Here is a 20,979-nt window from a genome sequence, read left to right as displayed (position 1 = left end):
CTAAAAACGATTGTTATCACTCAGTTTTCTCATAGCAATGGTCATTATTAGGTAGCACCTTACCCTTATAACGGTGTTAGGTGCAACGACATTGTGGGCAATTATACCTTAATCGTGAAGAGACACGAACCCACTCTTTGCGCTGAATTTGCCTGTTGCTTGACATGATCCTTGATCTTTCACGGCAGTCAAATCGCAATCTGAAAGTAAAACTGGTCGGTAACACGTTACAATAGACAACAACGCACAACAATATAAACTTATACTTTTATGCTGACGTAACTTATAAGCTGATACTACTGATATGTTGCTGCAAAATGCATTTGGCTCACAATATATCTACACATAAATCAATATTTTATGTGACTTTTGTTTTTTTACCCATTAACATATGACCATTAAATAAAGATAAGCGAGTGTGATACTGAATGAATAATCAATCGATATTATCTATAGCTTCTGTGATAGCAAAGACCGCCTCAAAAATTGGTTTTGCAGGACTGATAACGTCTGTTGCCATGCTGTCTCAAGCGACCAATGCTGCACCCAATCCAGCAACCACTATCCCATTGGATATGTCTGGTATGAATATCACCAAGCATGAAATTGCCGTGATGCAAGTATTGTCTGAGATTTGTCCACCGATGCTAAATGGCAAACAGAAACAGCGTTTTTATAAGTCTTATACCGTTCAGTTGCATGAATTGATGCCGTCTTTAGAAGATCCAAAAGCGGCGATTCAATATCTATCAACACAGCAGGATTATCGCCAAATATTACAAGGCATCCGTAGCTGGACCATGGGCTTCTCCAAGCAAGAGAACAAAGCCTTGTGTGAAGATTTGGCAAATGCTGAATATTAATTACGATGCTTTTAGTTTTATGACTAAAACGCAGACTTTACTAAACCTAAAAATACTACTCCATATAACCAGCTCTATTATTCAATCGGATATAAGCAGCAATAAATAACCATAAAAAGCACAGATATTGCTGCTTTTGCCCTATCAAATTCAATAACTGGAATGATAGCGTAATGGGCTTAATGAATAAGCTCATTACGCTTAGAAGAAGCTTGCTGTCACCCGACTGTTCAATTGCAGTGGGTGCGGCAAGCTTTTTTGTGGTACGTGAAAAATATGCATAAATCCTGATATATCGAAACGCTCTATAAGCGTTGTCTCTCTTTTTTAGTCGCGTCCTATTTTTTGTATTTATCGATTCCCCATCGGTTGGCATTTTGCTAAGATAAGGCGTTAATTTTATGTCCGTCGCTCAGGCATGGTTTTCCTCATTCACATACTCTTTTAAACCTTTATATTTAACATATACGGTTTGATAGAAGGTGTGAGGTTTAGTACCAGCTATGATGCGACAGATACATTTGGTTCCATGATGCGGTGTAACAATCTATGACAGTAAAGCGTGTAAAAAAACAGCTGGTGCAGCTGGTAGTTGGCATGAGTATTTCTATGAGTGCAGTGATGGCGAGCGCTGCCATTCAGCCACCTGAAATGGAAAATACAGCCTATGTGCTAATGGACTACAATACTGGTGAAATTTTGGCACAAAAAAATGCCAATCAAGCTCTTCCACCAGCGTCTCTAACAAAAATGATGACCAGTTACATCATTGAGCAGCGCTTAGCATCAGGTGATCTCAAAGAAGAAGAACAAGTATTGATGAGCAAAAATGCTTGGTGTCGCGGTAGTAGCAGTCAATCTTGTATGTATGTGCCGGTGAACAAGACGGCCAGCGTTATCGATATGCTGCGCGGTATTATCATTCAATCAGGTAATGATGCCTCAAAAGCGATGGCAGAGCATATTGCTGGTAGCGAAGACTCATTTGCCATCTTAATGAATGAGCAAGCGCAAAAGCTTGGTATGGAGAACACCCACTTCGTTAACTCTACCGGCATGCCTGACGAAGGTCATGAAGCCTCTGCGTTGGATTTGGCCAAGTTGGCGCGCGCTATCGTCAAAAATAGCGGTGACTATTATGGTATTTATGCCGAAAAAGAGTTTACCTACAATGGCATTACGCAAGGTAACCGTAACGCCCTACTCAGCACCGACTCTACTGTTGACGGTCTAAAAACAGGTCATACCGATGCCGCTGGCTATTGCTTAGTCGCCTCAAGCAACCGCGAAGGCATGCGTTTAATCTCTGTCATTATGGGTACAGAAAGCCAGCAAGCACGTGCCGATCAGTCACGTGAGCTACTCAACTGGGGCTTTGGTCATTTTACTACCGTAACCAAAGCACCTGCTGGCCAATTCGTAAGCAAAATCCCTGTATGGTTTGGAGAAGCTGAGGAAGTAGAGCTAACCACGGGTGACAATCTGCAAATTTTGACCAGCAAAACGCAGAAAAATAAAATCACGACCGTGGTTGATATCCCTGAAAGCCTGGAAGCACCTATCAAAAAGGGTCAAGAAGTTGGCAAATTGATGGCTGTCATTGATGGCAAAGCAGTCGCATCAGTGCCTATCATCGCGACCAATGATGTCGAGCAATCAGGCTTTATGAGTCGTATGTGGCAACATGCCGTACGCTGGGTACAGAACTTATTTTAAAGTGACGCTGTCTGCTAACAAAATCATTTTATAAAAGTATCAACCAACAAAAAAGACGCCTCAAATTTGGGCGTCTTTTTTATTGCTATGTTAAGGCGTGTTGAGGTTTACGCTAATTTATATTGAAACCAGTTCATTTGATGTAAGGTTATCTCTAAACTTAGTCTGTCTAGGCTAATCACTTTCAGAATAATTTATTTAAAAGCCATCCCTTTAAAATAAGAAGGTTTTATAATGAGTTAAGCCCATATTAGCCAACTTTTTAACAGATCACTTAAGGCTTTATCATCATAGGCGGCGCTATGGCAATAATCGATACCAGCCGCTTTTAGCCCATGCTCAAAACTGTCTAAATATTGCGCTTGATCTGGAGCGTACCAATACACTAATAAAGCACGGTACTCACTCTCGTAGCTTTCGAACTGGCGTATACGCTTGGCTATGACTTCAGCATTACTCGATGGTACGTCTTCTGCAAACATCACCATATCGACTTTTCTCGTATTTAGCTCATCGATAACGAGATGCCCCTGCTGATGACAGATGACCACCGCTCCCAAACGCTGGAGCTCATCCACCAAAAACCCTGTTTCATGAATATAATAGTAAACCACAACCAAACCAGCCAACAGGTTTTGCTGATGAACTTGGTGTTTATTGGGCAAAGGAATAGTGAACATGAACTGTGTACCGACGCCTAAGGTACTCTCAACCTCGATAGTCGCGCTCATTAGCTGAGCGATTTGTTTGACCACTGGCAAGCCGATACCCGTCCCCTCATATTGACGGGTTTGTGATGAATCCACCTGAAAAAATGGGTTGAAAATATCCTCGATATAATCACTATCGATCCCAATACCGGTATCTTTAATAGTGATTTGCCAACGGTTACTGTTGTCAAAGTGGGTCAATTGCGAGGTAATACTCACTTGCCCTACTGGGGTAAACTTAATCGCATTGCTAAGGAGTATCGATAATACCTGTTTTATTTTTTCGACATCGCCTTCGAGAGTATAGTCTATATGATAGACATGGCTGAGTAATGTCAAGCCTTTTTGTTTAGCAATAGACTCAAAATCCACCAACAGATCAGCAATTAACTGAAGCGGATTAAACTCACTCGAATGGATGCTAATCTGACCTTTTTGTATTTGATTCAACTGAATGATTTGGTCAAGCGACAATACCAATTTTTCACTGCCATTACGAATGATATCTAACGCGTCTTTTTGCTCATCACTTAGTCGCTCATCATCTAATATCTGTAAGCCGCCCACAATAGCATTCAGCGAGGTTTTTAATTCATGGGTGATCATACTTTGAAAATTATGCAGCTGTACATTTAAAGACAAATCCTTATGATGTAACTGCTGCTCAAAAACAGCAAGTGCTTCATAGTCTTGTTGTGCCTTTTGCAAGCGATCAAACAAAACAGTGAAAGTCTGCTTAATTTGCAGCAGTTCTTGAAACTTAAACTGCTGCGAAATAACGGGCAGCTGTTCAAGCTCTGGGTGCTTGCTAACGATTTCACATACGTCGGTTAGCGCTGCAATATCTTTGACAGGCCAGCTGAGTTTGCGCAGAATATATAGCATCCAGATGACAGCCAATATAGTGGTGATAAGCCATAATAGTAAATTGCTGCGCAACCAGTTGGCACGCAGTTTATCTACGTCCAAAGTTATATTAATATAGCCAACCAAGGTACTATCATCAGTTAACGCCTCAAGGTCTGGCGGATCGATCATGTTGTCTGATAAAGGCTTGTCTGTTTGCTCAGTAGTGGCTATCGTTGCAGCGCTATCGGTAGTGATATCATCACTGACAACCGGATAATTGAAGCTGACCGTATCAGAGAACAAAGCGTTTTGCCAATCATCATGTGACTGGTAGGCTGTGAACCTATCTATATCTGCAATAGGCTGCGGTGTTGAATAAAATAAAATACTTTGGATATTGGGTTCTGCCGCCAACACAATACTGACTTGCTTGGCAACGGTATCTGCACCGTCTATCGTCGATGCACTGCTCGTCAGTAAGGCAGCCAACTGCTGAATATGCCGATGCTTTTGCTGATAGTGATGCACAAAACCATAGACAAAAGACAATAGAATACCTACCAGCACAGCCAAAATGATGGCCTGCACGACAGAGCGCCAGATAAACTTAGGAAGGATTTGCAACGGCTGGTTGTTCATGTCACTCAACTGAGTTAAGACGACTGGTTATTTATATTACAGGTATTTGCAAGACATGATAAGAGCAACATTAGTATACTCTGTTGCAGCCTTGTTATAACAAAGCTGCAGCAGAGTATACTTTGGGGCTTTATAAAGAACTGAAAAGTAATAAGCCTACCGCTTTAACGAGGTTTTTTATCTTTGGTGGTGAACTTTTGCGCTCGATTGCGCTCACGCTGACGCAACTGCTGTGCCTTCGCTTTGGTCGGCGTATCGCTTTTGTTGGCGTATGGGTTTTCGTTCAGCTTAAAGACTACGTTAAGTGGCGTACCTTCGAGCTTGAAAACCTGACGGAATTGGTTTTCTAGGTAGCGCTGATAGCTTTTAGGCAGCGAGCCAGTTTGGTTACCATGGATAACAATCACGGGTGGATTGTGACCACCAATATGGGCATAACGTAGCTTGATACGACGACCAGCAACCGTCGGTGGCGGATTGGCGGTCACTGCATCTTGTAAAATCTGGGTCAAACGGTTGGTTGACACTTCAAACATAGAAGATTGATAAGCGCGTAAGATGGATGGATATAAGTTACCCACACCAGTACCGTGTAATGCTGAGATTAAGTGCACTTTTACATACGGAATGAAGTTAAAGCGGCGATCCATCTCAATTTTGATATAGTCTCTTTGATCTTGTGTCAGACCATCCCATTTATTGATCGCTACCACTAAGGCACGACCTGCATCGAGTGCATAGCCTATCATATGCAAATCTTGGTCAACGATACCTTCGTGGGCATCAATGACAATAACCGTGACGTTAGAGTCTTCAATCGCTTGCAAGGTTTTGATAACCGAGAATTTCTCTACTTTTTCATCGATTTTTCCGCGGCGACGAACACCAGCGGTATCAATCAATACGTAGTCTTTGCCATCGCGCTTATAAGGGATATAAATACTGTCACGTGTGGTACCAGGCATGTCAAACACCACGACGCGATCTTCACCCAGTAAGCGGTTTACCAAGGTAGATTTACCAACGTTTGGACGACCAATGATGGCAAGCTTTAAGCCTCTTGGTTCTACCATCGCATCTTGTTCAGGCATGTCGGCGGTTAGTATTTCTAGCAAATTACCGACACCGCGACCATGACTGGCAGCCATTGGATACGGCTCGCCCAAGCCTAGAGCATAAAACTCTGCAGGCGCGGAGTCATGTACACCATCGACTTTATTGGCAACCACATAAACGGGTTTACCAAGGGTATGCAAGAACTTACCGATTTCGGCATCAGCGCCAATCATACCAGCACGGGCATCAACCACAAATACGATGATATCCGCTTCGTGAATAGCAGTATGCGACTGCTCAGACATATAATCATCGATGTTGCCGCTACCATCATCAGCTTCACCAATACCGCCCGTATCGACGACAATAAAGGCTTTGCCTTCATATACCGCATCGCCGTATTGACGGTCACGAGTCAGCCCTGACAAATCAGCAACCAGTGCCTGCCGACTTTTAGTGAACTGATTAAATAAGGTAGATTTACCGACGTTTGGACGACCAATTAAGGCGACCACAGGCTTGATACTCATGGGTTACTCTCAGTGAAGGGTACAATGACGGATAAGACAGCTACTCGTTTAATGATATGAGTAAATATACTGCGCTTGACCGTAAACTAAAATGAATGATAAATATAAAACGATATAGTCAATACTCTATAAACCAAATACGGTGTCAGGCTCGCTTAGTCTACTATTTGTAGTACTTTCACTCGCCTTTCTTGTCTCTAAATTATATTGAACTGACTATAGCAATAAAAATGAATTATTGGCTATTTTACAGTGAATAGTGGGCATACCTAGCTAGTAGCATTATTTATGAATACTGTTTATAGGTATTCTATACAGGCACTACATACCACTATTATATAGAGATAATGTTGGCAGCGCATCGGTCGCATAGAGTACGCGAAACCTCAGCGTTAAACAAGCCATTTGCAAAAGGCACGAAACGCCGACGAAGCAGCGTTTATTCCTCGTAACGTCGGCATAGCCTCATCATAGCATCGACGTTGAGCAGTATGCTTAATCACAGGCTTAAAAAAACCTTATTAATAAAGCGCCTGCCCATAAAATCTTAGCGAGCCAATTGCCAAATAACCACTTGTCCAGAGGTACTTTGGGTCAGCAAACGGCTACCTTCTGCTTGCAAGTTGGTGAGCGCGCCTTTGGTCTCTACACGGCTGACGATTTTTCCGCTAGCAGGGTCAAATAAATGCACGACCCCATCATAATCACCCACTGCAATATAGTTTCCAATCATAACAGGGTTGGTTAAGTGGCGATAAGCCAACTCTTCACTTTCCCACAACATCTCACCACTGTTGCGATCATAAGCAACCACTTTTCCGTCCAAGCTGGTGGCAATGACTTGCTGGTTGTTTACTGTAAGCGCTTTTAGGCTGGCAAGATCATTAATGAACATGACTTGACGTGAAGCTAAATCAATCCCTAATAATTGCCCACTATAGCTAATGGCAAACAGCTGATTGTTACTGACGACAGGCTTGCCATCGACATCGCTCATACGCTCAACTTCGCTACTGCCCGCACCAACACCAACACGTCTTGACCACTGCGGTAAACCGCTATCGGTAGTCACAGCATGTAAACGCCCATCAGCCGTAGCCAATAATGCTGTTTTATCATCTAACAAAGTTGGTGCCGCACTACCACGTACGCTGATAGCGGGTACTTGCGTAGCAAACTGCCATACTGACTGGCCAGTCTGTAGTGATAAGCCGTGCAAGAAACCATCATTAGCTGACAAAATCACCCGATTATTAGTAATAAGTGCTGGTGACAATACCGATCCTGATAACTGCTGCTGCCAGCGTTTTGCGCCAGTAGTGCTATCAAAGGCCATAATTTGACCGCCACGCGTGCTGACAATCGCAGTTTGACTCAAAGCATCTATTGCGACACCACCTGTGATTTGATCACCTACATTGACTGACCACAGCTCTTGACCGGCATTATTAAAACCAGTCAAATCACCACCGCGCGAAGCAGTAACAATTTGCGAGTTGGCGTAACCCACTTGCAAATCAAGTGGATCTTTTTTGCTGGCTTTTTTGTTACCGACATCAGTGCTAAACACAGGCTGTAGCACGCTAATAGGCTGCGCAATTTGCACCAGTTTAACAGGATCGTTGACGACAGGTTTGATACCGCGATTACAGCCAGCGACAGCTGTTGCCATCGCTGCAATGACGGCCACATGCATGATTGTCATCTTGATGGTTTTAGCCTTTAACGTGTTGCTAGAGCGAATAGATTGAGTCATTATAAATTCTCACTACAAATAAATTAACAATTAATAAATTAGCCATCAGTAAATAAGCAATTGATCCGTAATAAAAAAGTTCGGTATATTGACCTTAACTTTGAATACTACCCTGCTGACTTGCTGCGCTACTTAGTTTGTAGAACGGTTTTAGTCATTCGATAATTGAGTTATCAGATAAATCATTAAAACTAAGAGGGTTGCTCAGTAGCAGCTGTCGTATTTTCAATCACTAATGGCTGCTCAGCATTGGCAGACTCTTGAATTAGGCTAGCTTGCGACTCGATAGGCTCAGGCACGATACCAAGACTTTCCATTTTTAAAGCCAATACCGCACGTGTTTCTTGACGACTGCGCAATAATTCCCAAGCATTGTTATAAGACTTAATCGCTGATTCTTTATTGTCTTGTGCCAAATACACATCACCCAATAACTCTTGCTGACTGGCTTCAAATGAGCTTGGCATATCGTTGTTGGCTTCGGCTAAGGCTGCATCTGCATCACCAGCAGCCAATAGCGTTTTGGCATAACGTAGACGGGTAATTGCTGTTAAACCTGCATCACCCAAATCGATTGCCAGTGCTTTTTTTAGCGTCTCGCTTGCCCCTGTAAAGTCATCACTATCAACTTGCTGGCGCGCTTTAATCATCAGTGCTTGCCACGCATAAACTGACTCACCATGCGTGCTCACCAAAGTATCAATATCTTTGTCTAACTGCGTACGGCTCTCTGCCAGTGCCGTTTTCGCCTCTGCTTCTAGATCTGGGTTCTGTGATGCCAGACTGACTTCTTCATTCAACCGCTGGATGTCCGCATAATGATCAGCAGCAACCGTATCCACACGGGCATGATTGTCCTGCCAATACGTCCAGCCAAAATAGGCAGCCAGTGCCAACAGAATCGCAGTGACAATATAACTGCCGTACTGCTTTAGGGCTTGCATTGAGTTGTCTGCATTCGGCGAATTGGGTGTCAGAGCCATAGGTAGTTACCTGATATAATTGTTATTAAATTACTGATATTGAAAACCAAAAAAGCCAAAACTGATTATTTTCGAGAAAAATTATCTTTACTTAACAACCAGTCTTGCATGACGGTCTTTTGCTCGCCTGTCTGCATGTCTTTGATGCTAATGGTATGATCGTCCAGCTCTTGCTGCGCAATAATAACGGTCAGCGCTGCACCAGATTTATCCGCTTTTTTCATTTGCGCTTTCAGACTCGTCGCACTGGCCATTTTTATCCGTAAGTCTGCGCGGCTATAGCGTAAGTTTTGCGCATAACCAATACCCGCGCTATAAACATCTGGGTGAGCCACAACAAAGACATCGCAAGCTGGCACATCAGCAATCGGAGCGACAGCTTCCATGAGCAATAATAAACGCTCAAGTCCCATAGCAAAACCAACCGCAGGCTCAGACTTTACTGGTTTTTTGTCGTCTTTATCATCACGTCCGCCGATAGACTTTAGCTGTCCAATCAAACCATCGTAACGCCCACCAGCACAAACCGTCGCTTGACTACCAAGCTTGTCGGTTACCCACTCAAAGACGGTTTTGTTATAGTAATCAAGACCACGTACTAAATGCTGGTTAATCTCAAAACTGATGCCAAGGTCGGTCAAATACGCTTGCACTTGTTCAAAATGCGCGACGCTCTCTGCCCCTAAAAAGTCAGCAAGCTTTGGCGCGTCTGCCAATACCGCTTGGGTGCTCGCCTCTTTACTGTCTAAAATGCGCAATGGATTGGTCGTCAAGCGGCGTTTGCTATCATCGTCTAGCTGATCTTGTTTGTCGGTTAAATAAGCAACTAGTGCCTCGCGATAAGCATGACGCTCATCCAGCTCGCCCAAGCTATTCAACTGCAAATGCATCTCATCTTTTAGACCCAGCTCTTGCCACATCAGATGCGTCATGGCAATCAGTTCAGCATCGGCATCCGGTAGTGCACTACCAAAGCTCTCGACACCCAATTGATGAAACTGGCGATAGCGACCTTTTTGTGGACGCTCATAGCGGAACATCGGGCCGATATACCATAATTTTGGTGTATCACCGCGCAGCAAGTTATGCTCAATCACAGCCCGTACCGCGCCAGCTGTGCCTTCAGGACGCAATGCTAGTGGTGTTGGTGGCTCAGACTTATCGGTAAAGCTATACATCTCTTTTTCGACGATGTCAGTTGCCCCGCCAATAGCACGGGCAAACAAATCAGTCTGTTCTACAATTGGCAGACGAATATGTTCATAACCGTATCTACCCAGCACATCAGCCAATATCGCCTCTAGATGCAGCCATTTTGCGGATTGGTCAGGCAAAATATCATTAAACCCTTTAATAGCTTTAATCATGGTACGGTCATATCCTTAAAAATTTTAACAAGTATTCTATTATTGTTGTGACGTTTCAATGAGCGCTATCGGAATTATCCCAGCTTATTTTACCCGAATAATTTCATTCTCACGTTTCTTGGCCAGCTCTTCTGCATGCGCGCGAACCATACTTTCTATTTCATCAACCAAGTTATTGGTGTCGATAAGATGGCTTTTTTCACCCATACGATAGACCAATGACTTACGTGCAGCGCCAACGATACCTATATCAGATTCCTTCGCCTCACCTGGGCCGTTCACTTTACAGCCAATCACTGACAAATTCATCGGTTCGCGAACATCTTCTAAGCGTGACTCTAATGCGGTCATCACTCTAATCACATCAAACTCTTGACGAGAGCAGCTCGGACAAGCAATAAAGTTCACGCCATTAGAACGAATATTGAGCGATTTTAAAATATCAAAGCCAATTTTAATTTCTTCTTCTGGCTCTGCTGCCAACGAGATACGAATGGTATCGCCAATACCATCCAATAATAAGCCACCGAGAGCAATGGCGGACTTGACCGAACCGGTACGATAAACACCAGCTTCGGTGACACCTAAATGCAGCGGATTGTCGATTTGGGCAGAGATAAGACGGTAGGCATCCATAGTCAAAAACACATTGCTGGCTTTGACCGAGACTTTGTATTGATCAAAGTTCAGGCGCTCTAAAATATCGATATGACGCATCGCCGATTCTAGCATCGCCGCGCCATTCGGCTCTGTATATTTACGTTGAATGTCTTTTTCTAATGAGCCAGCATTGACGCCGATACGAATAGGAATATTATGATATTTGGCACAAGCGACGACTTCACGTACTTTGGCATCGCTACCGATATTACCTGGATTGATACGTAGACAATCTGCACCCGCTTCAGCAACCGCTAGCGCTATTTTATGGTCAAAATGCACATCCGCTATCAATGGTACACTGACCAGCTTTCGAATCTCACCAAAGGCTTTGACCGTATCCATCGTTGGCGTTGATACGCGCATCAGATCGGCACCAGCTTCGACGCAGCGTTCGATTTGAGCCACGGTCGCGGCCACATCACAGGTGTCCGTGTTGGTCATGCTTTGCACACTTATCGGTGCATCGCCACCAATCGCGACATCACCGACATAGATTTTTTTGGTCAAACGACGGTTAATAGGCGATGGCATTGACATACATAAATCCTTTAATTAAAACTAAAAAGCAATAGGCTTAAATACAAAAAAGACTAAGGAGCCAACTCAAAACTGGCCTGCTTATCCGTTGCATAAGTATCTAGAGCGACGGCTTCTTGATTCAGCATTAAGCTAACATTATCGACATTATCAATCTGTACATTAAATGGTGGCATACCTGATAATTTATAGTCACCAGCGGTCTGCGCACCATTCATCAAGTTGCTACCAGAAGCGTCAGTAATGCTGATAATGGCGTCATCTGTCAGTTTGACGTCTAAAACTGCCACATTGGTATTGGCATCACCGCCTAAATTGAGCGCAGAGCCAGACGCGCCGACCCCATTGGCATTCGTATTAATCGCTGCACCTTGTGCTTGCTCGACGGCTGATATGTCCTCGACAGCGACGGTTGGTTCTTGGTTATTTTCTTTGCTCGCATTGCTCACCATACGAAATAGAAATATCGCTAAGATGATTAGCCCGATAACACCTATGATTAACAAAGGGTTAAAACGAATACGGTTATGCGTATCACGCTGCAATGTACCCATTGGACGCAAAGGCGTATCGGTATTGTTTGCCAATTGAGCTTTGAGCTCTTTGGGATAAGCGGCATCAAAGCTGCTTGCAATTTTTACCGGATCTAAATCTAAAAATTTGGCATAATTAATCGCAAAACCACGAGCAAAAGCGGCTTGCGGTAGCTCGGAGAAATTCTCACTCTCTAGCGCTTGTAGATGTCGTTTTAAAATAAATAGCTCAGCTGCCACCTCTTCTAAGCTGACTTGCTTATTTTTTCGGGCTTGTTGCAATACAGCACCAAATGATCCCTGCTGGTTAGATTGAGTGTTTGATGATGGGGTGGTCATTTCCATGGTGCCTCTGGATTATTAAGCCAAGTCTTAAGTTGTTTTGCCTCATCGCTTAACGGATAAGCGGATAAAAGCTGCTGTGCCAATTGCTGGCGCGTTGTTTTGTTATTTTGTACAGCGGCAATTTTGATGCCTTGCAATAGTAAGCGCGGGCTAATGCCCTGCCCTTGTACCAGTATCAAAGTCTCATCATAGAGCCGCTGTGCTTGTTGCACACGCTGCTGCTCAAGCAATAAATCTACCAATTCAATATGGGCAATAATACTGTTGCGATTGCCATCTAACGCCCGCAAGAATGCTTTGGCGGCTGCCGGATGATCATCGAGTTGCAGGTAAGTGCGACCCAAGTTTTCTAACGCCCCAATACGGCCTTCATAGCCTAATGCTGCACCGGCGATTTCAAACTGCGCCGCTGCTTCTTTGTAACGTTTCATTTGCGACAAATAAACGCCGTAATTATTGTGCGCCTGCTCAAAATCTTTATCAAGCGCGATGGCTTTTTTAAAATACTGGTCGGCTTTTTCAAGATTGATGCGGCTGCCTTCTTGCTGCAACAAAACGCCCATCATATCATAGGCTGGCGCGTAACGGCTATCCGCAGCAAAGGCTTTTTCTAGCTGACGCTGCGCGGTATCAAGCTCATTTTTGCGGATATATTGCGCGGCAAGTGAGGTGCGCACACGAGCAATCTCTTGTTGATCCAAGTTGCGATCGCTAGTCGGTCGCGTGGACGTTTGATAAGGGGTGCTGCTACCCGTTAGATCATTGGTCGTCGTACTTTGACAGCCGCTCACTAGCAAGCCTGCCAATGCACTTGCCAGCAGCATACGCTTTGGCGTAGCCAGTGACTCAATCGCTGATATCAACGGTTTGAACGCTGAAAGAAATGGTTTTTGATATTTGAACTGACAAGAATCTTTAGAAGTCATCATAGCCGCCATCATAAAACTGTGGTTCAGTACAGGGGATCAAAGAAGCATCAGTTTAATAGATTTAGCCCCCATAAGTACAATTTAGTTACTATTAATTGCTGCCTTCATGGTTATTAGCGGTTATGACTACAATTTTATTACCGTTGTGATGGATAAAAGACAGCTAATTGTCCAACCTTTATAGGTTGTTTATCACTTTTATCAACGCTGCCCTAAACCATCAATATCACAAACGACATCATCCTACACGTTTTCACGGTCTTTAATACTTTGCTGCCACGCTGCCGAACGTCTAGTACGATCAGCAACTTGTCCGACCAATTGACCGCAGGCCGCATCAATGTCATCACCACGGGTTTGGCGAATCGTACAGACAAATCCCGCTTCACTCAAAATATTGCTAAAAGCGTGGATACGGTTATTGCTTGATTTATCGTAATTGGCATGTGGGAATGGATTAAACGGTATCAGATTAATTTTGCTTGGCAAATCACCTAATAAAGCCACCAATTGATGAGCGTGCTCATTGCTATCATTGACACCATCTAGCATCACATATTCAATCGTCACATGCTTTTTATGGCGCGGATTGACGTCATAAACATAATTGCGAGCGGCTGCCATCAACTCTTCTAGCGGATACTTTTTATTAATCGGCACTAGCTCGTTACGCAGCTCATCATTAGGTGCGTGCAGTGAAATCGCTAACGCCACATCAATGTCTTGCGCTAGCTGGTACATTTTGGGTACGACACCTGAGGTTGATAATGTCACCCGACGTTTTGACAAACCATAGGCGTGATCGCTCAGCATCAGCTCCATCGAACCAACCACTGGCTTGTAGTTTAGTAGTGGCTCGCCCATGCCCATCATAACCACGTTGGTGACATTATTTTCCCATAGGCTATGATCGACGTTTTCTAAGCTGTCATTTTCGTCAGTCATATAAGAGGCATTAGCTACCCATAATTGTCCGATGATTTCAGCCGCCGTTAAATCGCGCTCAAAGCCTTGTTTGCCAGTACTACAGAAACTACAATCCAGCGCACAGCCAACTTGTGAAGACACGCATAAAGTCTTACGGCCATTTATCTTGCTGTCATCTGCTGGAATTAGTACCGTCTCAACCAATGAGCCACCAGTCACTTCGAACACCCATTTTCGCGTGCCGTCATCACTGTATTGACGATGAATGACTTTTGGCGGAACGACGCAAGCATTGGCTGACAATTTATCGCGCAGTGATTTGCTAAGATTGGTCATTTGCTCAAAATCTGTCACGCCCTGCTGATATATCCACCTAACCACCTGCGTTGAGCGAAAAGGCTTTTCGCCAATGCTCTTAAAGTAATCGGCTAGTTGGGCTTGTGTCATTCCTAGCAGATTGGTTTTTGCCTGCGCTTCATCTACTAATTTAATGCTACTCGTCGGCTGAGTAGGTACGTGCTGGATAGGTGATTGAACAGTGGACATAATAGATAACCTTTTTGCATAAGCTTAAATAAGCGGTGCAATTGTTTATATGGATGTTGTCATACATACATAATATATGAGTGCATGAGCAATCCGTTATGAGCGCATTTGATAAAAGCATGCTGATAAGGGATTGATAACGCTACGTAAAACCAATAATGAGGCAAGTCGTTAAAGATTTCAATGAATAATATGGTCACAGAATTCTAAGCGGATACAAGGCAGCCGACTGCAGATTGTACAAGTAGTACATCTAAGGAGGGTAACGCCGTAGCAGTTTAGTAATTCTTTGACTATAGGATTATTATAATAGCTAAAACGGCTTATACCCATAAGATATAAGCCGTCTTGCAAAACTAATTATTAATAACCAACACTATAAACGGATATTAATAATTGCTGCTACTAGCGCGTACGTGCACAAACTTCATCTTCATTGAAGAAGTAGCTGATTTCACGTGCTGCTGATTCAGCTGAATCTGAACCATGAACGGCGTTTTCATCGATGCTGCTAGCGAAATCAGCACGGATAGTACCTTCAGCAGCGTCTTTTGGGTTAGTAGCGCCCATGATTTCACGATGCTGAGCGATAGCGTTTTCGCCTTCTAGTACTGATACCAATACTGGACCTGACATCATGAAAGATTTTAGATCGTTGTAGAATGGACGCTCAGCGTGCTCAGCATAAAAACCGCCTGCTTTTTCGTCATCAAGTTGCATCATTTTTGCTGCAACAATTTTTAGACCAGCTTGCTCGAAGCGGCTATAGATAGCACCGATGTGATTGCCAGCAACTGCGTCAGGTTTGATGATAGATAAAGTACGTTCGTTAGCCATGAAAAGCTCCTAATAAATGATAAATTTAATAAAAATAAAATGGTCAATGCTTTGTTTTGTCTTTGGCCACAATGCTGACTTGGGCAAACTTAAATAACTCATTGTCTATCAATACGATAATATGAGCGCCAACATAGGATTGCTGCCTATTATAATGATTAAGACTATAAATGATAGGGTTAATTTATGACCGTACCTTGCATAAAAGTAAAAACCCCAATGCTAAGCACTGGGGTTTTATCATTCAATACAACTATTAATAGTGGGACAAATATAAAGATGTTACTGCAATTACGCGTCGTATGGGTCACGCAATACGATGGTCTCTTCGCGGTCAGGGCCAGTTGAGATAATATCGATAGGGCAATCGATCAATGCTTCGATACGCTTGATGTATTTTTTCGCATTTTCTGGCAAGTCGTCATAATTAGTGATACCAACGGTTGACTCACTCCACCCTTGTAAGGTTTCGTATTTTGGCGTAACTGACTCATAGAATTCAGCATCGTGCGCGCCTTTACATTCAGTCTCAGGCAAGTCGTAACCCACACCGATAAGCAGTTCTTCTAAGCCATCCAACACGTCAAGCTTAGTCAAGCAAATACCTGATAGTGAGTTCAATACCACTGCACGACGTAAGGCTTCTGCATCGAACCAACCACAGCGACGCGCACGACCAGTGGTGGCACCAAACTCATGACCGACTTTGGCTAAATGTGCACCAACATCATCAAACAATTCAGTTGGGAACGGGCCACTACCCACACGCGTGGTGTAAGCTTTGGTAATACCAAGTACATAGTCTAAATACAATGGACCGATACCAGTACCAGTCGATACGCCACCAGCAGTGACGCTTGAGCTGGTCACAAACGGATAAGTACCATGATCGATATCAAGTAATGTACCTTGAGCACCTTCAAACATCAGGTTCTTGCCAGCAAGGCGCAATTGATTAAGGTCTTCGGTCACATCGGTAACCATACCTTTAATTTCTTCTTTCCATTCTTTACAAAGCTTCAATGTCTCATCAAAATCAATCGCTTCAACTTTATAATACTGGGTCAATTGGAAGTTATGATATTCGATAAGATTGCGTAATTTTTCTTCTAAATCATCACGGAATAAATCAGCAAGCTTGATGGCACGGCGCGCAACTTTGTCTTCGTACGCAGGACCGATACCGCGACCCGTCGTACCGATTTTACCAGTACCGCGCTTGGCTTCGCGTGCTTGGTCAAGTGCGACATGATAAGGCATGATAAGTGGGCAGTTCGGTGAAATGCGCAGACGCTCACGTACTGGTACGTTATTGTCTTCCAGCTCTTTCATTTCTTTTAACAGTGCGTCAGGTGCTAACACCACGCCGTTACCGATGAAGCAGGTGACGCCTTCACGCAGGATACCTGATGGGATTAAATGCAAGACGGTGGTTTTGCCATCGACAACTAACGTGTGACCTGCGTTGTGACCGCCTTGAAAGCGAGCAACTGCTGAGGCTTTTTCGGTTAGTAAATCAACAATCTTACCTTTACCTTCATCGCCCCATTGGCTACCCAAAACTACGACATTCTTACCCATGATCAATCCTTACCTTTATGTATTGAGGTGTGTGCAATAACGGTTTAAAAAACTAAAATGATTTTGATAATGTCAAAAAATAACAGTCACGATAGCAACGTTAAGTATGGCTTAATAAAGCTGTGTTTACACGCTCTGTAACTGCCACTCATTGTCTGCGAAACTTAAGCGATGCGTGACATCTGCTGGATGGTCTTGAGTATCTAATGGCATGGTAACGCGATAGCCCTGCTGACGTAGACTTTCCACTTGTTGTAACAGCGTCTGCTTCTGGGTCTTATCGGCATTATGCAATGCAGTATAATCCACCAAAACAATGCTTGGCGCATCAAGCTGTGTATGCGCGAGTAAACGGCTGACGTCCATACTAAAGCCGGTGGCTTCACGCGGCTGCTGGGTATAGCTCTGCATACCATCAAAACGTCCGCCCCGTACCAACGGCTGGGTTTCACTATTGATATAACCGTTAAAGACAATACCTGTATGATAATGATAGCCTGACAGCTCTGTCACATCGATACTGACCGGACATTGCCATTGCTCTTGTAGATAGGCAGTGAGACGTTGCAACTCATCAACAGCCGTTGCGATTTGCGTATCCTGCTGTGCTGTCGCTGACAGTTTTGCCAATAAATGCGCCATATCATGACCAAAGCGCGCCAATGCATAAAAATCATCACCCATCGGTAGTGTTTGGCAAACCCGCTTTAGTTCTGGCAAATTCTTATTGGCATACAAACTCATCAACTGCTGAGTATCATGCGCTGGCAGTTCAGCCAATTCAGCCAAACGCTTAAATATCGCCACATGACCCAAGTCGATGTGCAAGGTGGCGCTCATATCCAAGCTATTCACCATGCTAAACAACACATCTATCAGTTCGATATCGGCAGCCAGTTCGCCGCAACCAAAAATCTCAGCACCCAATTGCAATGGCGTCCGTGAGCCAAAAAGCCCTGACGGCAAGGTATGAATCACATCACCTGCATAGCAATAACGAGCAATACCCGTGCCACCGTGATGCGCATCGATACGTAAAATCTGCGGGGTAATATCAGCACGCACGCCCATCAAGCGACCAGTTAGCTGATCGATAATCTTGAAAGTTTGGCGCTTTAGATCTTCTGAGGCATCACTCAGCAGCGACTCGGTGAATTCAATCATTGGTGGATTGACCAACTGATAGCCGTGAGTAATCAGCTGCTGCGTAAGCTTGTGCCTGAGCACTTCTTGCTTTTGGGCATCTTCAAACAGCACATCCACCACCCCATCAGGCAACAACCAACTATTGGCAACGTCGCTGGCAAAGTTATTCAAATATGGCATGCTAGTGGAGGTAGCCGTGTTTTCGGCAGGCTGAGCCACCGCTTCATTTGTCGTATTTAACTGGGCAAGTTTTGCAGAATCAGAACTGACAGACACAATAAATCCTTGTTTGGCGTATCGCTTACCAAAAACGCGGTACTGATGCGGTACTTATGCAGTACTTAAAGGTTATCTTTACAATTGCATTGACACTGTGCATTTTTATTTTTAACGCGCAACATCATTGACCCAATTATTTATGAACAAACTAGGTAACCGCAAAAGGGTGAGTAATAAGTATAAGTTAGGACGATAAGACGAGTATCTTTATGCGTTAATAAACCGCGATAAGCTAATAAACCTTAATAAATCACCAAGGCACTTTATGCTTTAGTTTAGCATAGCAGTTAAGGTTCGCCTAGTGACAATTCGCCACAATCACTATCTAATTGCTGGTCATTAGTGTCAAAGACACGGCGATTATAATCGTGTTAGATACGTTGTGGTTCAACTAAAAATGTTAATATCGCCTTGGTATAATGAAGACTGTCATCAGCATGGTTAGAACCACGTTTTCGACTCAGACTCATGGTACACTACCCTATATTTTTATCTCGGAAGCCTTATGTCATCTGATTACCACCCAAACCCAGCCACTAACCAAAGCAACGTCTTAGGCACTGCCCTTGCCAGCTGTTGCTTTGATCCTATTACCGGCTTTTATCGCAATGGCTTTTGTCACACTGGCAATCACGACGTCGGTCAACATACCGTTTGTGCCAAGATGACCAGCGAGTTTTTAAACTTCTCCGCCAGCCGTGGCAACGATCTTATCACCCCGCTACCTGAGTATAACTTTGCTGGTTTACAGCCCGGTGATTACTGGTGTATCTGTGCACTGCGCTGGGTCGAAGCCCTAGATTTCGATATCGCGCCACAAATAAAGCTAGAAGCTTGTCACGAAAGCTTATTAAGCTTGGTCGATATTGAAACCCTAAAAAGCTATGCCCTATAGCTAAGGTGAGCAAACGATAGTAGCGTTTACGACAGATTTGGATTATTGAAGTTTTTTATTATATGACAGGAAAGTATATGGAAAATGATAATAATCAATTGATTAAAAAAACGGCTCATATTGCACCTGACTCCAATATGGATCATATCTATGCCAGCATGAGTGACAAGCATCTCTATCTAGACGATGATGATAGCTATATCTATGGTGATGCCGCTGCCACTACTGAGGACACCATCGAGACCATGACGGTCTATGACCCCGACTCTGAACGCTATGAGGATATTGACTCATCAAGTGGGGATGAGGTGGTCAGCTGCTATGCCTACTCGCGTAAAACTGGGGAAAATCTCGATACAGTAGCGCTCAATGATGTCAGTCGGGCGCTAAACAATAATGGTCAGTTTATTTGGCTCGGTCTCTACGATCCCAGTCTAGAGACCATGGTCAAAGTAAAAGAAGCCTTTGGTCTACATGAATTGGCGATTGAAGATGCTTTTGCCGATCATCAACGTGCCAAAGTTGAAAACTACGACAATGACATGGTGTTTGTGGTACTGCGTACGGCGAAGTTAGAGGACAATGTCATTCGTTATGGCACCACCGCGATATTCATGGGTAAAAACTACCTGATTACCATCCGTAATGGTCCGTCAAACTCCTACGCGCCTGTCCGCGAACATTGTCACCGTCGCCCTGAAAAGCTGCGTATGGGCCCGATATTTGTACTGCATGCCATACTCGATTTTATCGTGGATAATTATATGCCGATCACCGATCGGTTGGGTCGATATTTGCGCGAGCAAGAGCGCTATGTCTTTACCTACGAGTTTGACAAGGGCACTCTAAAAAATCTTTATGAGCTCAAATCTCAGCTAGTACATATGCGCGCTATTATTTTGCCCGTGCAAGACATCTGTAGCTTTTTTATTAACCACAAAAAAAGTGAGCTGGTCTCAGGGTTTTCTCAAGCAGCAAAACCTTACTTTCGCGATGTCAACGATCACCTTTTGCACTCGCTAGATGCCATCAATGGTCTCAATGAGATGCTCAGCGTGGTAATGAATACCTATATGGCCATGGTCAATATGGGACAGAACGAAGTCGTGCGTAAGCTTGCGGCATGGGCGGGTATCTTAGCCGTACCTACAGCGATCGCTGGTATTTATGGGATGAACTTTGACTTTATGCCCGAGCTGCATTGGAAGTACTCGTACCTTGTTATCATGACTGTTATTATCGCTTTGTGTAGTTACTTGTACTACAATTTCAAAAGATTGAAATGGCTGTAA

General features: G+C 43.8%; 16 protein-coding genes. 4 read left to right on the top strand and 12 right to left on the bottom strand.

The features are described from left to right. The first annotated feature begins 428 nt into the window (after window positions 1-428). Together ACMFL8_RS03925 and ACMFL8_RS03920 are read left to right on the top strand one after the other, a co-directional pair. Window positions 429-863, top strand: coding sequence for an MCR_0457 family protein (locus ACMFL8_RS03925; protein ID WP_010199041.1), 435 nt, complete (start codon window positions 429-431; stop codon window positions 861-863). Between the two features lie 549 nt (window positions 864-1,412). Beyond that, the gene (locus tag ACMFL8_RS03920; RefSeq protein ID WP_189586550.1) at window positions 1,413-2,579 is read left to right on the top strand and encodes a D-alanyl-D-alanine carboxypeptidase family protein; all 1,167 of its coding nucleotides are present in this window, start codon (window positions 1,413-1,415) and stop codon (window positions 2,577-2,579) included. A 239-nt stretch (window positions 2,580-2,818) separates the two neighbouring features. Here the strand turns inward: ACMFL8_RS03920 and ACMFL8_RS03915 are convergent, their stop codons facing one another. The 12 genes from ACMFL8_RS03915 to ACMFL8_RS03860 form a co-directional block, all read right to left on the bottom strand. Continuing rightward, entirely contained in the window at window positions 2,819-4,777 is a 1,959-nt protein-coding gene (locus ACMFL8_RS03915; protein ID WP_413190130.1) for a sensor histidine kinase, read from the bottom strand. A 164-nt stretch (window positions 4,778-4,941) separates the two neighbouring features. Next, the gene (gene der / locus ACMFL8_RS03910) at window positions 4,942-6,363 is read right to left on the bottom strand and encodes a ribosome biogenesis GTPase Der (RefSeq protein WP_010199034.1); all 1,422 of its coding nucleotides are present in this window, start codon (window positions 6,361-6,363) and stop codon (window positions 4,942-4,944) included. Between the two features lie 547 nt (window positions 6,364-6,910). Continuing rightward, entirely contained in the window at window positions 6,911-8,119 is a 1,209-nt protein-coding gene (gene bamB, locus ACMFL8_RS03905; protein ID WP_413190129.1) for an outer membrane protein assembly factor BamB, read from the bottom strand. A 191-nt stretch (window positions 8,120-8,310) separates the two neighbouring features. Continuing rightward, on the bottom strand, window positions 8,311-9,102 hold the full coding sequence (locus ACMFL8_RS03900) for a YfgM family protein (RefSeq protein WP_413190128.1): 792 nt from the start codon (window positions 9,100-9,102) through the stop codon (window positions 8,311-8,313). A 65-nt stretch (window positions 9,103-9,167) separates the two neighbouring features. After that, the gene (gene hisS, locus ACMFL8_RS03895; protein WP_413190127.1) at window positions 9,168-10,469 is read right to left on the bottom strand and encodes a histidine--tRNA ligase; all 1,302 of its coding nucleotides are present in this window, start codon (window positions 10,467-10,469) and stop codon (window positions 9,168-9,170) included. Between the two features lie 84 nt (window positions 10,470-10,553). Then, the gene (ispG, locus tag ACMFL8_RS03890; protein ID WP_010199030.1) at window positions 10,554-11,669 is read right to left on the bottom strand and encodes a flavodoxin-dependent (E)-4-hydroxy-3-methylbut-2-enyl-diphosphate synthase; all 1,116 of its coding nucleotides are present in this window, start codon (window positions 11,667-11,669) and stop codon (window positions 10,554-10,556) included. A 53-nt stretch (window positions 11,670-11,722) separates the two neighbouring features. Beyond that, a complete protein-coding gene (locus ACMFL8_RS03885) occupies window positions 11,723-12,541 on the bottom strand; it encodes a helix-turn-helix domain-containing protein (protein ID WP_240216797.1) in 819 nt (272 codons plus the stop codon). Beyond that, complete coding sequence (pilW, locus tag ACMFL8_RS03880; protein WP_413190126.1) at window positions 12,538-13,476, bottom strand: type IV pilus biogenesis/stability protein PilW; 939 nt, start codon at window positions 13,474-13,476, stop codon at window positions 12,538-12,540. The genes ACMFL8_RS03885 and pilW overlap by 4 nt, the downstream gene beginning before the upstream one ends. A gap of 243 nt (window positions 13,477-13,719) precedes the next feature. Continuing rightward, window positions 13,720-14,949, bottom strand: a complete 1,230-nt coding sequence (gene rlmN, locus ACMFL8_RS03875; RefSeq protein ID WP_413190125.1) for a 23S rRNA (adenine(2503)-C(2))-methyltransferase RlmN — start codon at window positions 14,947-14,949, stop codon at window positions 13,720-13,722. Between the two features lie 405 nt (window positions 14,950-15,354). Beyond that, complete coding sequence (gene ndk, locus ACMFL8_RS03870; protein ID WP_189586527.1) at window positions 15,355-15,786, bottom strand: nucleoside-diphosphate kinase; 432 nt, start codon at window positions 15,784-15,786, stop codon at window positions 15,355-15,357. A gap of 291 nt (window positions 15,787-16,077) precedes the next feature. After that, window positions 16,078-17,367: an adenylosuccinate synthase gene (locus tag ACMFL8_RS03865; RefSeq protein ID WP_010199020.1), complete on the bottom strand. Its 1,290-nt coding sequence runs from the start codon at window positions 17,365-17,367 to the stop codon at window positions 16,078-16,080. A gap of 126 nt (window positions 17,368-17,493) precedes the next feature. Next, the gene (locus tag ACMFL8_RS03860) at window positions 17,494-18,789 is read right to left on the bottom strand and encodes an ATP phosphoribosyltransferase regulatory subunit (RefSeq protein ID WP_413190124.1); all 1,296 of its coding nucleotides are present in this window, start codon (window positions 18,787-18,789) and stop codon (window positions 17,494-17,496) included. Window positions 18,790-19,297: 508 nt separating this feature from the next. On the opposite strand from ACMFL8_RS03860, the gene ACMFL8_RS03855 reads away from it, so the two are divergent. Next, on the top strand, window positions 19,298-19,687 hold the full coding sequence (locus tag ACMFL8_RS03855; RefSeq protein ID WP_189586521.1) for a DUF2237 family protein: 390 nt from the start codon (window positions 19,298-19,300) through the stop codon (window positions 19,685-19,687). A 137-nt stretch (window positions 19,688-19,824) separates the two neighbouring features. Next, on the top strand, window positions 19,825-20,979 hold the full coding sequence (corA, locus tag ACMFL8_RS03850; RefSeq protein WP_413191364.1) for a magnesium/cobalt transporter CorA: 1,155 nt from the start codon (window positions 19,825-19,827) through the stop codon (window positions 20,977-20,979).

Source organism: Psychrobacter sp. AT9, assembly GCF_047272965.1.
GTDB lineage: Bacteria > Pseudomonadota > Gammaproteobacteria > Pseudomonadales > Moraxellaceae > Psychrobacter > Psychrobacter glaciei.
This window is presented reverse-complemented; position numbering and strand designations above follow the sequence as displayed.